The organism is Streptomyces sp. NPDC059201 (assembly GCF_042754585.1).
Classification (GTDB): domain Bacteria; phylum Actinomycetota; class Actinomycetes; order Streptomycetales; family Streptomycetaceae; genus Streptomyces.
In genome coordinates this window covers 61,436-74,719 of record NZ_JBHZBB010000017.1, presented here as the reverse complement: position 1 = coordinate 74,719, position 13,284 = coordinate 61,436, and the positions used below count along the sequence as shown (strand labels likewise).

Below are 13,284 nucleotides of genomic sequence, written 5' to 3'. Positions count from 1 at the left end.
CAGATGCCTGACCGTGGCGGAGGCCCGTCCGGGCCAAGGATCAGAGTCGGCCGGCCGTCCCGGCGGGCCCGCACCCTGCTGATGACACTGGGCGTGCTGGCCGTCCTGGCCATGGCGTTCGTGATGTTCGCCGGGTTCTGGACGGACTGGCTCTGGTACCGCTCGGTCCAGTACTCGTCCGTGTTCACCACCACCCTGTGGACCAAGATCGGGCTGTTCGCGGTCTTCGGCCTGCTCATGGCCCTCGCCGTCGGCCTCAACATCTGGCTGGCGTACCGGCTGCGGCCGCCGCTGAGCGCGATGTCGCTGGAGCAGCAGAGCCTCGACCGGTACCGGATGGGCGTCGCCCCCTTCAAGAAGTGGGTGCTGCTCGCGATCACCGCCCTGGTGGGCCTGATCGCCGGCGCCTCCGCCTCCGGCCAGTGGCGCACCTGGCTGATGTGGGTCAACGGCGTGGACTTCGGCGAGAAGGACGTCCAGTTCGGCAAGGACGTCTCCTTCTACGCCTTCGACCTGCCCTGGTACCGCTTCCTGCTGGCCTTCGGCTTCGCGGCGGTGGTGCTGTCCCTGATCGCCGCGGCGATCACCCACTACCTGTACGGCGGACTGCGCGTCACCAGCCCCGGTGCCCGCGCCACCGCCGCCGCCACCGGCCACCTCTCGGTGCTCCTCGGCGTCTTCGTGGCGCTGAAGGCCGTGGCGTACTGGCTCGACCGGTACGGCCTGGCGGTGAAGTCCAGCGACTTCAAGGCCACCGGCAACTGGACGGGCCTGAGGTTCGTCGACGCCAACGCGTATCTGCCGGCGAAGACGATCCTCTTCTGCATCGCCGTCATCTGCGCCGTGCTCTTCTTCGCCACCCTGTGGCGCCGCACCTGGCAGCTGCCGGTCATCGGCTTCGGCCTGATGGTGCTCTCCGCGGTCCTGATCGGCGGCCTGTACCCGGCGATCGTGCAGAAGTTCCAGGTCCAGCCGAACGAGCAGGCCAAGGAAGCCCCGTACATCCAGAAGAACATCGACGCGACCCGCAAGGCGTACGCGATCGACGAGACCAAGCTGGAGAACTACTCGGGCAAGTCGACGGTCAAGGCCAAGGACAAGCTGCGGACGGACGCCGACACGGCGGCCGCCTACCGCGTCCTCGACCCGAACATCGTCTCGCCGACCTTCCAGCAGCTGGAGCAGAAGCGGAAGTACTACCAGTTCCCGACGACGCTCGACGTGGACCGCTACCAGGGCCAGGACGTCGTCATCGGTCTGCGCGAGCTGAACATCCGCGGCATCCCGAAGCGGAACTGGATCAACGACCACTTCACGTACACCCACGGCTACGGCGCCATCATGGCCCGCGGCACCCAGACCGACGCCAACGGCTCCCCGGTCTTCACCGAGTCGGGCCTGCCGACCACCGGTGACCTCGGGAAGTACCAGCAGCGGATCTACTACGGCGAGAAGACCGACCAGTACTCGATCGTGGGCGGCCCCCAGAAGGAGCTGGACTACGAGGAGAACGGCGAGAAGACCACCAGCTACCAGGGCAACAGCGGTGTCAGCCTGGAGAGCGCCTTCAACCGCGCGGCCTACGCGGTGGCCTTCAGCGAGCCGCAGATCCTCTACTCCGGAGCCATCGGCGACGGCTCGCGGATCCTGTACAACCGCACGCCCAAGCAGCGCGTCGAGGCCGTCGCCCCCTGGCTGACCATCGACGGCGACGCCTACCCGGCGGTCGTCGACGGCAAGATCCAGTGGATCGTCGACGCCTACACGACCACGAACGGCTACCCGTACGCCTCGCGGACCACGCTCGGCGACACCACGGCCGACTCGCTGACCGTCGGCAACCAGCAGCGCACGGTCGTCGCCCAGCAGAACCAGGTCAACTACATCCGCAACTCGGTGAAGGCCACCGTCGACGCCTACGACGGCAAGGTCACCCTCTACCAGTGGGACACCGAGGACCCGGTCCTGAAGACCTGGATGAAGGCGTTCCCCGACACGGTGAAGCCGAAGTCCGAGGTCAAGGGCGACCTGCTGGAGCACCTGCGCTACCCGCAGGACATGTTCAAGGTCCAGCGCGAGCTGCTGACCCGGTACCACGTCACCGACCCGGCCCAGTTCTACAGCGGCTCGGACGCCTGGCAGGTCCCGGACGACCCGACCAACAAGGAGGGCAACGCGGTCCCGCCGTACTACCTGAGCATGAAGATGCCCGGGGACACGGAGCAGCGCTTCTCGCTGACCACGACCTTCACCCCCAACGGGCGTCCCAACCTGGGCGGCTTCATGGCGGTCGACGCCGACGCCACCAGCAAGGAGTACGGCCGGCTGAGACTGCTGCGGGTGACCGAGGACGTGCCGGGCCCGGCCCAGGTGCAGAGCAAGCTCAACGGTCTGCCCGACGTCGCCCAGTTCGTACGGGACATGAGGGGCGCCGACTCGGACATCCAGTACGGCAACCTGCTCACCGTGCCGCTCGACGGCGGGTTCCTGTACGTCGAGCCGGTCTACGCCCAGGGACGGAACGCGCTCTATCCGCTCCTGAAGAAGGTCGCGGTGTCGTACGTGGACGCCGACCAGCCGGACGGCGACACCACCAAGGACACCACGGTGTTCGAGAACAACCTCACGGACGCCCTCAACGCGGTCTTCGGGGTGGAGGGCACGACCCCGCCGACGACCCCGCCGGGCACCGAGCAGCCGCCGACCACCCCGCAGCCGCCGGCCTCGGCGGACGCGGCGCTGAAGCAGGCCATCGCCGACGCCCAGAAGGCGTACGACGCGGGCGAGGCGGCCCTCGCCAAGGGCGACTGGACGGCCTACGGCAAGGCGCAGGAGGACCTCCAGGCGGCCCTGGAAAGGGCGGCCGAGGCAGGTGCCAGGATCCAGCCGCAGGGGGCTTCCGGCAGCTGACCTGCGAGGCTTCACCTCGCGTCGTGATAGTGTTACTTCATCGACGCGGGGTGGAGCAGCTCGGTAGCTCGCTGGGCTCATAACCCAGAGGTCGCAGGTTCAAATCCTGTCCCCGCTACTGACACGAGGGCTCGGATCCATAAGGATCCGGGCCCTCGTCGCGTGTCGGGGTGACGGGGGCCACCGAAGAGCGGTACGGAAGGGGCGAGTTGAGGCGCGACGTGTTTGACTTGTCTCTCTGTGGGCATGTCGACAAAACGCTGAGGTGACCTCAAGGGCTGCGGTATACCGGGTGTGCGCGGGTTGTGGGTGGTGCGACGATGGTATTTATGGGGGACAGGGCAACTCTGTTGGAGACAGGGCGGTTTGTGCAGCGGCACGCCAGAGATGCCGCGGACGAGATCATCGAGGCCGTGCCGGCCGTCGATGCGATCGTCGACACCACCGCCAGAATCGGGACCGCCCCGGATGCCGTCCCGGACACCGAGGCCGAGACCGACACCGAGACCGAGGGCCGGCACCGCAGGGCCGCCGAGCGCGGTGACACCGACGCCATGAGCGCCCTCGGCGCCCTCCTGCTGCGCCGCGGCGACCTCGACGGCGCCGAACCCTTCCTGCGCGGCGCCACCGCCGAGGGCGACCGGGCCGCCGCCAACAACCTGGGCGTCCTCCTCCACCAGCGCGGCTACCCCGACGAGGCCGCCGGCTGGTGGCGGGTCGCCGCCGTCGCGGGCTCCGCGCCGGCCGCGCACGCGCTCGGCCGGCACCACCGCGAGCGCGGCGACGAGCCCGCCGCCGAGTACTGGCTCCGCCAGGCCGCCGAACAGGGCCACGCCCTGGGCGCCTACGCCCTCGCCGACCTCCTGGAGCACCGCAGCGACGTCGGCGCCGAGCGCTGGCTGCGCGCCGCCGCCGAGCAGGGCCACCGCGAGGCCGCCTACCGCCTCGCCCTCGCCCTGGAGCGGCGCGCCACCGAGACCCTCCGCGGCCCGCACGCCTACGGCCCCACCGCCGCGGCCGGACGCGCCGGGCACGCGTACGACACCGCCGGCCGCCTCCGCGCGGCCGACACCCTCCGCACGGGCGAGCGCCCGCAGGCCGAGGCGGCGCGCCCCGAGGCCGCGCCGCCCCGGAGGGCGGGGGAGAGCGCCGTCGGCGGGCTGCTCGGCGAGGCCGAGCAGTGGTTCCGGCAGGCGGCCGCCCGGGGACACCGCCGGGCCGCGCTGCACCTCGGGGCCATCCTGGAACAGCGCGGCGAGCTGAAGGAGGCCGGGCGCTGGTACCTCAGCTCCGCCAAGGAGGGCGAGGCCAAGGCCGCCTGCGCCCTCGGCTTCCTGCTGCGCGACGCCGGCGACGAGGAGAGCGCCGCCGTCTGGTGGCTGCGCGCCGCCCAGGACGGCGACGGCAACGCCGCCAACGCCCTCGGCGCCCTGCACGCCGCCCGCGGCGAGCAGCAGACCGCCGAGCGCTGGTACCGCGCCGCCATGGACGCCGGGGACGTCAACGGCGCCTACAACCTCGGCCTGCTCTGCGCCGCCCAGGACCGCCTCCCGCAGGCCGAGCAGTGGTACCGCCGCGCCGCCTACGCCGGCCACCGCGAGGCCGCCAACGCGCTCGCCGTGCTGCTCCTCCAGGCCGGGGACGCGGGCGGCGCCGAGCCCTGGTTCTCCAAGGCCGCCGAGGCCGGATCCGTCGACGCCGCCTTCAACCTGGGCATCCTGCACGCCGGACGCGACGACGACCGCGCCGCGCTCGCCTGGTACGAGCGGGCCGCCGCCGCCGGGCACACCGAGGCGTCCCTCCAGGTCGGCATCGCCGCCCTCCGGGACGGCGACGAGCTGACCGCCGAGCGGCACCTGCGCTGCGCCGCGGGCGGCGGCAGCCCCGAGGCGGCCTTCCGGCTCGCCACGGTCCTCGACGCCCGCCGCCCCGAGCCCGGCCCGGTGGTCCTCGGCGCGCCCGTGGACCAGAAGACCGAGTGCGAGGAGTGGTACGAGCGGGCGGCCCAGCAGGGCCACCGCCGCGCCCAGGTCCGGGTCGGCATGCTCGCCGCCGGCCGGGGCGACCTCGCCGAGGCCGCCCGCTGGTACCGGGAGGCCGCCGACGCCGGGAGCCGCAACGGCGCCTTCAACCTCGGCCTGCTCCTCGCCCGCGAGGGCAGCGAGCGCGAGGCCGCCCTCTGGTGGACCCGGGCCGCCCGGGCCGGGCACGGCCGCGCCGCGCTCCGGCTCGCGCTGCTCGCCGCCCGCCGGGGCGAGCTCGCCGAGGGCCGCAGCTGGTGCGCCCGCGCGGTGGAGCTCGGCCCCGCCGAGGTCGCCGAGCGGGCGGCGCGGCTCAGCGAGGCGCTGCACCAGGAGCTCACGGCGTAAACGCGATTTGCTCCTGTCGCACCCGTCCCGTAAGGTTGGGTTCACCGACGCGGGGTGGAGCAGCTCGGTAGCTCGCTGGGCTCATAACCCAGAGGTCGCAGGTTCAAATCCTGTCCCCGCTACTCAGTAGCACGAAGGCCCGGATCGTATCCATATGATCCGGGCCTTCGGCGTTCCCAGACGTTTCCGGTGGTGGCGCACAGAAAAAGGCGCCCCCGAGGGGGCGCCCCGTCACGGTGCTTACGCCGTCGCGCAGTTCGGGCAGAGGCCGCGGTACGTGACCTCGACGTTCGAGATCGTGAAGCCGAAGCGCTCCGCGTCCGGCAGGTCCCCCAGCGGGTCGCCCGCCGGGTGGACGTCCCGGATCGCGCCGCAGCCGGCGCAGACCAGGTGCTGGTGCGGCCGGTGGGCGTTGGGGTCGTACCGCTTGGCGCGCCCGTCGGTGGCGACCTCGATGACCTCGCCGAGCGTGACCATCTCGCCCAGCGTGTTGTAGACGGTCGCGCGGGAGATCTCGGGCAGGCGCGCGACGGCGCGGGCGTGCACCTCGTCGGCGGTGAGATGCACGTGGTCGCCGTCGAGGACCTCGGCGACGACACGGCGCTGTGCGGTCATCCGCCAGCCGCGTCCGCGCAGACGTTCCAACAGGTCGCTCATGAAGGCCAGGGTAACAGCGGGCGGAATCGGGGCGGAGCGGGCTTCCAGCCCGTGGACCCGCCCGTGGACCCACCCGTGGACCGGCCGTGGACAGGGTCCCGGGCGGGTCTCAGTCCGCGACGCTGTGGGCCGGGAGCCAGCAGCGGATGATGTCGCGCACCGAGACCATGCCGACCGGGCCGACGCCGTCGAGGACGACCAGGTGGCGGAAGCCGCCGCGGGTCATCGCCTCGGCCGCCTCCTCCAGGGTCCAGCCGGGCGCGGCGAAGACCACCTCGTGGGTGGTGTGGGAGCCGGCCGTCTCGCGGTCGGGGTCCTCGCCCCGGCCGAGGGAGTTCAGGATGTCGCGCTCGGTGAGGATCCCGATGCCGGTGTCGCCGTCCAGGACGACGGCCGCGCCGACGCGGCGGACCGACATCAGCCGGGCGGCCTGGCGGAGGGTGTGGGCGGGTCCGACGGTGAGGACCACCGTGCTCATGGCGTCACGGACGAGCATGGATGGAGCCACCTCCTCGGCGAACCGCCCGCGTGAGGCGGTTCACAAATGCACAAGTGGGGGACTCCCAGCGTCGCACCGGGGGAGGGGGCCGACAAGGGGGCGCGCGAGGCGCCCCCGGGGGCGGGCGGGGGCGCGTTCAGGCGCCCGGCGCCCCCTCGTACCCCAGGTGACCCAGGAGCGCCTCGTGCAGCAGACCGTTGGAGGCCGCCGCGTTCCCGCTGTGCGGGCCGGGCCGTCCGTCGAGACCCGTGTACGAGCCGCCGGCCTCCTGCACCACGACCGCCACCGCCGCCATGTCCCACAGCGACAGCTCCGGCTCCGCGCACAGGTCCACGGTGCCCTCGGCGACCATCATGTACGGCCAGAAGTCGCCGTACGCCCGGGTCCGCCAGCACGCGCGCGTGAGGTCCAGGAACGCGTCCAGCCTCCCGCGCTCCTCCCAGCCGCTCAGCGAGGAGTACGCGAACGAGGCGTCGGCCAGCGAGGCCACCTGGGACACCCCGATCCGGGTCCCCGACTCCGGGCCCGCGCCCGTGAAGGCGCCGAGCCCCTTCGCGGCCCACCAGCGGCGGCCCAGCGCGGGCGCCGACACCACGCCGACCACCGGCTGGAAGCCGGTCTCGTCCTCCTCCATCAGCGCGATCAGGGTCGCCCACACGGGCACCCCGCGCACGTAGTTCTTGGTGCCGTCGATCGGGTCGATCACCCAGCGGCGCGGCCCGCTGCCCTCGACGCCGTACTCCTCGCCCAGGATCGCGTCCTCGGGCCGCTCCTTCTGGAGTCCCGCGCGGATCAGCTCCTCGGCGGCCCGGTCCGCCTCGCTCACCGGGGTCATGTCGGGCTTCGTCTCGACCTTGAGGTCGAGCGCCTGGAAACGGGCCATGGTGGCCACGTCGGCGGCATCCGCGAGGGCATGGGCAAGACGCAGGTCATCGTGGTAATCGGCCATGTCCGGCACTCTAGCGCCGCCCGGAGACCACCCGGCGTCCCGTCTCATCCGCCCCGGTGAACGCCGGGTTCCGCGCTCTTGACAGCGCCGCCGCGCCTGCCGACGCTGGGGGACCACCGTCCGGTCCGGAGGCGCGCATGCCCACCGCCCGCGAGGCCCTCCTCGACGCCGCTCACACCGCCCTGGCACGGCACTCCTGGTCAGCCGTCCGGATGGCCGACCTCGCCGTCGCCGCCCGGGTCTCCCGGCAGACCCTCTACAACGAGTTCGGCAGCAAGGAAGGGCTGGCCCGCGCCCTCGTCCGGCACGAGGCCGACGCCTACCTCGCCGGCGTGCGCCGGCTGCTCGCCGCCCCCGAACCGCCTGTGCGCGCCCTCGCCGCCGTCGCCGAGTGGACCGTCGCCCGGGCCGGCGACCGGCCCATACTCCGCTCGCTGCTCACCGGCGCCTGGACCGAGGGCCTGCCCCGGCCCCGCCCCGCCCGGCCGGGCGCCCGCCCCGCTCCCGTACCGGCGCAGCGCAGGGCCGACGCGGGACCGCCCGCGCCGGGGGAGCTGCTCGCGACGACCGCGCTCTGCGCGGGGGAGGGGTGGGCGGCCGGCTGCGAGCTGGCGCTGCGGCTCGCCGTCAGCCATGTGGTGGCCCCGGCGCTGCCGCCCGAGGGTCAGTGCGTCGAGCCGGACAGCTGGAGGCCGATGACCCCCACGATCACCAAGGTGATCGAGACGATCTTGAGCGTGGAGACCAGGTCGCCGAGGAAGACCATGCCGTAGATGGCCGTGCCGGCCGCCCCGATCCCCGTCCACACCGCGTACGCGGGACCCACGTCGAGCTTCCTCAGGGCCAGCGTCAGCAGTCCGAAGCTGCCCAGCGCGAAGCAGGCGAAGGCGATCGTCGGCCAGAGCCGGGTGAACCCGTGCGAGAGCTTCAGGCAGACCGCGAAGCCCGTCTCCAGGATCCCGGCGACCACCACCAGCAGCCACGCCATCGTTCCTGCCTCCCACCCGGTCGGATTCTCCACACTTGTGCGGTTATGTCCTTACCGGCTTGAAGGGAACCGTAAACACCGGGCGTCCCCCGCCGGGGCGGGTCAGTCGCCCTCGCGGCGCTCCCGGGTGGAGAGCAGGCGCCGCAGCGAGTACAGCCGCGCGGGGTCCGCGTGCCCCTCCTCCACCCAGGCGTCCAGGGCGCACTCGGGCTCGTCGTGGCTGCACGCGCGCGGGCAGTTCTCGGTGCCCGGCACCAGGTCGGGGAAGGCGAGGATGACCCGGGCCGGGTCGACGTGGTGGAGGCCGAAGGAGCGCACGCCCGGCGTGTCGATGACCCAGCCGTCGGCCGCGTCCAGCGGCAGCGCGAGCGCCGAGGTGGTGGTGTGCCGGCCGCGGCCGGTCACCGCGTTCACATGGCCGGTGATCCGCCGCTTCTCCTCCGGCACCAGCGCGTTGACCAGCGTCGTCTTGCCGACGCCGGAGTGGCCGACGAAGGCGGTGACCCGCCCGTCCAGGTAGGCGCGCACCCGGTCCGCCGCCCCGCCGTCGTACAGCTCGTCGCGGTTCACCACGACGTACGGGATGTCGAGGTCGCCGTAGAGCTCCAGGAGCTGCTCCGGGGGCGCCAGGTCCGACTTGGTCATCACCAGGAAGGGCGCCAGGCCGCCGTCGAACGCGGCCACCAGGCAGCGGTCGATCAGCCGGGGGCGCGGCTCGGGGTCGGCGAGCGCGGTGACGATGGCGAGCTGGTCGGCGTTGGCCACGACCACCCGCTCGTACGGGTCGTCGTCGTCGGCCGTGCGGCGCAGCAGCGACTCCCGCTCACCGATCCGCACGATCCGCGCCAGCGTGTCCTTCTCGCCGGAGAGGTCGCCCACCAGGGAGACCCGGTCGCCGACGACGGCCGCCTTGCGGCCCAGCTCGCGGGCCTTCATCGCCATCACCGTGCGGTCCTCGACCAGGCAGGTGAGCCGGCCGCGGTCCACGGTGAGGACCATGCCCTCGACGGCGTCCTCGTGCTTGGGGCGGAGGGTGGTCCGCGGCCGGGTGCCCTTGCGGTTGGGCCGCTGGCGGATGTCGTCCTCGTCGGTGTGCTTGCCGTAGCGCCGCATGGTTCAGGCTCCGAGCATTTCGGTCCACATCCCCGGGAAGTCCGGCAAGGTCTTGGCCGTCGTCGCCACGTCCTCGATCCGCACGCCCGGCACGGCGAGGCCGATGATCGCGCCCGCGGTCGCCATCCGGTGGTCGTGGTACGTGTGGAACACCCCGGCGCCCAGCGGGCGCGGGCGGATGTGCAGCCCGTCCTCGGTCTCGGTGACGTCGCCGCCCAGGCCGTTGATCTCCTTGGTGAGCGCCGCGAGGCGGTCGGTCTCGTGGAGCCGCAGGTGCGCCACCCCGCGCAGGGTGGAGGGGGAGTCGGCGAGCGCGGCGACGGCGGCGATGCCGGGGGTCAGCTCGCCGACCTCGCCGAGGTCCACGTCGATGCCGTGGATCCGGCCGGTGCCGGTGAAGGTGAGGCCGGCGTCGGTGAGCTCGCAGGCGCCGCCCATCTCGGTGAAGATCCGGCGCAGCTCGTCGCCGGGCTGGGTGGTGCGGGCCGGCCAGTCCGGGACGGTGACCCGGCCGCCGGTGACGAGCGCGGCGGCCAGGAACGGCTGCGCGTTCGACAGGTCGGGCTCGATGACGAGGTCGCGGCCGCGCAGCGCGGAGGGGGCCACCCGCCACACGTCGGGCTCGCCGCCGTGCTCGGGCTCGTCGATCTTGGCGCCCACCGCGCGCAGCATGTCGACGGTCATGCGGATGTGCGGCATGGACGGCAGCCGGCCGCCCACGTGCCGGACCTCGACGCCCTGGTTGAAGCGGGCGCCGGAGAGCAGCAGGGCGCTGACGAACTGGGAGGACGAGGAGGCGTCGATCTCGACGACCCCGCCCTCCAGGCCGCCGGCGCCGTGCACGGTCATCGGGAGGGCGCCGCGGCCCTCGTCGTCGATCCGGGCGCCGAGCGCGCGCAGTGCGTCGATCACGCCGTGCAGCGGGCGCTCGTGGGAGCGGGGGTCGCCGTCGAAGCGGACCGGGCCGTCGGCGAGGGCGGCGACCGGCGGCAGGAAGCGCATGACCGTGCCCGCGTTGCCGACGTCGACCGCGGCGGGGCCGCGCAGCGGGGCGGGGATGATCCGCCACGCCTCGCCGGTGCCGTCCGGGCCGACACCCTCCTCGATCTTCACTCCCAGGGTGCGCAGGCCCTCGGCCATGAGGAGGGTGTCGCGGGAGCGGAGCGGGCGGCGGACCCAGCCGGGCTCGGCGGCGAGCGCGGCGAGCACCAGGGCGCGGTTGGTGACCGACTTCGACCCGGGCACGGTCACGGTCGCGTCGACGGGACCGCTCGCGTACGGGGCGGGCCACAGGTCCGGGCCGGCGGCGGCGGAGTGCGACGGATCGGGGTGCGCGGGGGAGGCTGCGGTCATGCCCTCACTGTACGGGGGTGTCAGAAGCCCAGGAGCCAGCGACCGCCGCCGATCAGGCAGCAGAGGGACACCGTGTGGAAGAAGGCCAGCCACACCCCGGCGGGCACGTGGGTGAGCCGCGAGAGCTGGTCCGCGTCCGAGTCGGGAGCCCCTCCGTGGCGGCGCTTCGACTGGAGCTCGAAGGCCGGCCGGACCCCGCCCAGGAGCAGGAACCACACCACCGCGTAGGCGAAGACGGCCTGCACCTCGGGGGCGGCCAGCCAGGACACCAGGACGAAGAGCGCGCCGGTGAGGACGACGCTGAGGATCCCGTACGCGTTGCGGACCATCACCAGCAGGGCGAGCAGCAGCGCGGTCGCCGCCCACAGCAGCACGGCGACCAGGCCCGCGCCGAGCAGCGCCGCCCCGCCGAGGCCGAGCAGCGGCGCCGCGGTGTAGCCGGCGGCCAGGGTGAGGACGACGCCGAGGCCGGTGGGGCGGCCCCGGGTGACGGTGAGGCCGCTGGTGTCCGAGTGCAGCCGGATCGCCTCCAGGCGGCGGCCGGCGGCGAGCGCGACCAGGCCGTGGCCGCCCTCGTGGGCGATGGTGATCGCGTTCCGCGCGAACAGCCAGAGACGGCGGGGCACGGTGACGGCGAGCGCGGCGACGCCGGTGGCGATCACCAGCCACTCGGCCGGGGCGGCCTGCGGGCTGAAGAGGTCCATCCTTCGGTCCGCTCCTCTCGGGCTCGGGGATCGTGGCAGTGTGGCACGTATGTGCGGACGTTTTGCGGCCAGCCGGCGGCCCGAGGACCTCGTGGGGCTCTTCGGGATCGAGAAGTGGGAGCCGGCGGAGACCCTGGACCAGGACTGGAACGTGGCCCCCACCAAGGAGGTCCACGTGGTGCTCGAACGCCCTCTGAAAGACGCGGAGACGCGCCGTCCGGTTCGCCAGCTGCGCGCCCTGAAGTGGGGACTGGTCCCGTCCTGGTCGAAGTCGCCGGAGGGCGCGGCCCGGATGATCAACGCCCGGGCCGAGACCCTGCACGAGAAGCCCTCCTTCAGACGCGCCTTCCAGTCCCGCCGCTGCATCCTGCCCGCCGACGGGTATTACGAGTGGGTGACCGGCGCGGCCGAGCGCGACCTGGAGGTCGAGGGGAAGCGGAAGCGGCCCCGCAAGCAGCCCTACTTCGTGACCCCGGCCGACGGCTCGGTCTTCGCCATGGCCGGTCTGTACGAGTTCTGGCGCGACCCGGCGCTGCCGCCCGAGCACCCGGCCGCCTGGTGGGCCACCTGCTCGGTGATCACCACCGAGGCGGAGACCGCCCCGCTCGGCGTGGCGCCCGCCGAGGGCCCCGGCACCCTCGCGGAGATCCACCCCCGGATGCCGCTGATGCTGACCGAGGACCGCTGGGACGCCTGGCTGGACCCGGCCACCACCGGCCTCGACGAACTGCGCGCCCTGCTCGCCCCGCCGCCGGAGGGCCTGATGCGGGCCTTCCCGGTCTCCACCGCCGTCAGCAACGTCCGCAACAACGGCTCCGAGCTCCTCACCGAGCTGGCGGGACCCGAGGTCGGCACGCTGTTCTGAACGCGGCCCGGGGCGGGGCCCGGACGGCAGGATGGGGACGTGACGAAGATCGAGACCGTGCCCACCGACACCGGTGAGGCCCGCATCACATGGCACCCGGCGGCGAAGGCCCGCCACGTCCTCGCCCTCGGCCACGGCGCCGGCGGCGGCATCGAGGCCCGCGACCTGGCCGCCCTCGCCGCCGCCCTGCCCGCCCGCGGCGTGACCGTCGCGCTGGTCGAGCAGCCCTGGCGGGTCGCGGGCAAGAAGGTCGCGCCCGCGCCGAGGACCCTCGACACCGGCTGGCGCGGCCTCTGGCCCGCCCTCGCCGCTCCCGGGCTCCCGGTGGTCGCGGGCGGCCGCAGCGCCGGCGCCCGGGTGGCCTGCCGCACCGGCGCGGAGCTCGGCGCCGCCGCCGTCCTCGCGCTGAGCTTCCCCCTGCACCCGCCGGGCAAGCCGGAGAGCTCCCGCGCCGCCGAGCTGCTCTCCGCCGGCCTGCCCACGCTCGTCGTCCAGGGCGGCAACGACCCCTTCGGCAGGCCGGCCGAGTTCCCGTCCGGAGGCACGTACGAGCTGATCGAGATCCCGTACGGCGACCACGGCTTCGCCGTCCCGAAGCGAGCGCCGATCGGTCAGGAGGAGGCCGTCGGAAGGATCGTCGAGGGCGTCGCCGACTGGCTCGCCGCGCTGCGCTGAACCCCACCGGAGTCCCGGGAATGCCGGGGCCGCAACCGCTGTTGTGGAGAGCGTCGGTGTGAGAAGCGAGAGAGGGAGTCCGTCGCATGGGTTCGACCATCTGCCCGGAGCGGGCCAGGTCCGCGGAGCTCGACTGGACCGTGCTGGCCGCCCCCAAGGCCGCCCCGATTCGGGCGGCGGGCGGAGCGGTTCCTCGTCTATC

Annotated in this window: 12 protein-coding genes and 2 tRNA genes; 7 read left to right on the top strand and 7 right to left on the bottom strand. The window is 73.5% G+C overall.

Features of this window, described 5'->3' with window-relative positions; all coding sequences use genetic code 11:
- Positions 1 to 3: 3 nt before the first annotated feature.
- The 4 genes from ACFXMG_RS36740 to ACFXMG_RS36725 all read left to right on the top strand — a co-directional run bounded on the left by ACFXMG_RS36740 (position 4) and on the right by ACFXMG_RS36725 (position 5,401).
- Complete coding sequence (locus ACFXMG_RS36740) at positions 4 to 2,910, top strand: UPF0182 family protein (protein WP_383829376.1); 2,907 nt, start codon at positions 4 to 6, stop codon at positions 2,908 to 2,910.
- Positions 2,911 to 2,954: 44 nt separating this feature from the next.
- Positions 2,955 to 3,028 (top strand) — tRNA-Met (locus ACFXMG_RS36735).
- A gap of 202 nt (positions 3,029 to 3,230) precedes the next feature.
- On the top strand, positions 3,231 to 5,279 hold the full coding sequence (locus tag ACFXMG_RS36730; RefSeq protein ID WP_383829379.1) for a sel1 repeat family protein: 2,049 nt from the start codon (positions 3,231 to 3,233) through the stop codon (positions 5,277 to 5,279).
- A gap of 48 nt (positions 5,280 to 5,327) precedes the next feature.
- Positions 5,328 to 5,401, top strand: a tRNA-Met gene (locus ACFXMG_RS36725).
- A gap of 118 nt (positions 5,402 to 5,519) precedes the next feature.
- On the opposite strand, the gene ACFXMG_RS36720 is transcribed toward ACFXMG_RS36725, so the two are convergent.
- From ACFXMG_RS36720 to hisN, 3 genes are all read right to left on the bottom strand, one after another.
- Entirely contained in the window at positions 5,520 to 5,936 is a 417-nt protein-coding gene (locus ACFXMG_RS36720) for a Fur family transcriptional regulator (RefSeq protein WP_383829382.1), read from the bottom strand.
- 109 nt (positions 5,937 to 6,045) lie between these two features.
- The gene (locus tag ACFXMG_RS36715; protein WP_383829385.1) at positions 6,046 to 6,432 is read right to left on the bottom strand and encodes a cyclic nucleotide-binding/CBS domain-containing protein; all 387 of its coding nucleotides are present in this window, start codon (positions 6,430 to 6,432) and stop codon (positions 6,046 to 6,048) included.
- Between the two features lie 139 nt (positions 6,433 to 6,571).
- Complete coding sequence (gene hisN, locus ACFXMG_RS36710; protein WP_383829388.1) at positions 6,572 to 7,384, bottom strand: histidinol-phosphatase; 813 nt, start codon at positions 7,382 to 7,384, stop codon at positions 6,572 to 6,574.
- Positions 7,385 to 7,521: 137 nt separating this feature from the next.
- Here hisN and ACFXMG_RS36705 point away from each other — a divergent pair, with 137 nt between their 5' ends.
- Positions 7,522 to 8,157, top strand: coding sequence for a TetR/AcrR family transcriptional regulator (locus ACFXMG_RS36705; RefSeq protein ID WP_383829391.1), 636 nt, complete (start codon positions 7,522 to 7,524; stop codon positions 8,155 to 8,157).
- Here ACFXMG_RS36705 and ACFXMG_RS36700 read toward each other — a convergent pair.
- The 4 genes from ACFXMG_RS36700 to ACFXMG_RS36685 form a co-directional block, all read right to left on the bottom strand.
- Positions 8,049 to 8,372: a DMT family transporter gene (locus ACFXMG_RS36700; RefSeq protein ID WP_383829422.1), complete on the bottom strand. Its 324-nt coding sequence runs from the start codon at positions 8,370 to 8,372 to the stop codon at positions 8,049 to 8,051. The genes ACFXMG_RS36705 and ACFXMG_RS36700 overlap by 109 nt on opposite strands.
- A gap of 102 nt (positions 8,373 to 8,474) precedes the next feature.
- Positions 8,475 to 9,485 carry a ribosome small subunit-dependent GTPase A gene (gene rsgA, locus ACFXMG_RS36695; RefSeq protein ID WP_383829394.1) on the bottom strand — a complete coding sequence of 337 codons (1,011 nt, stop codon included), beginning with the start codon at positions 9,483 to 9,485 and terminating at the stop codon, positions 8,475 to 8,477.
- Positions 9,486 to 9,488: 3 nt separating this feature from the next.
- Positions 9,489 to 10,838 (bottom strand): 3-phosphoshikimate 1-carboxyvinyltransferase, encoded by a 1,350-nt coding sequence (gene aroA, locus ACFXMG_RS36690; RefSeq protein ID WP_383829397.1) that lies wholly within the window; start codon positions 10,836 to 10,838, stop codon positions 9,489 to 9,491.
- Between the two features lie 20 nt (positions 10,839 to 10,858).
- The gene (locus ACFXMG_RS36685) at positions 10,859 to 11,542 is read right to left on the bottom strand and encodes a M50 family metallopeptidase (protein WP_383829400.1); all 684 of its coding nucleotides are present in this window, start codon (positions 11,540 to 11,542) and stop codon (positions 10,859 to 10,861) included.
- Between the two features lie 49 nt (positions 11,543 to 11,591).
- Between ACFXMG_RS36685 and ACFXMG_RS36680 the strand changes: the two genes are divergently transcribed.
- Both ACFXMG_RS36680 and ACFXMG_RS36675 read left to right on the top strand, forming a co-directional pair.
- Positions 11,592 to 12,407 (top strand): SOS response-associated peptidase, encoded by an 816-nt coding sequence (locus ACFXMG_RS36680; RefSeq protein ID WP_383829403.1) that lies wholly within the window; start codon positions 11,592 to 11,594, stop codon positions 12,405 to 12,407.
- 39 nt (positions 12,408 to 12,446) lie between these two features.
- On the top strand, positions 12,447 to 13,082 hold the full coding sequence (locus ACFXMG_RS36675) for an alpha/beta family hydrolase (RefSeq protein ID WP_383829406.1): 636 nt from the start codon (positions 12,447 to 12,449) through the stop codon (positions 13,080 to 13,082).
- The last annotated feature ends 202 nt before the right edge of the window (positions 13,083 to 13,284 follow it).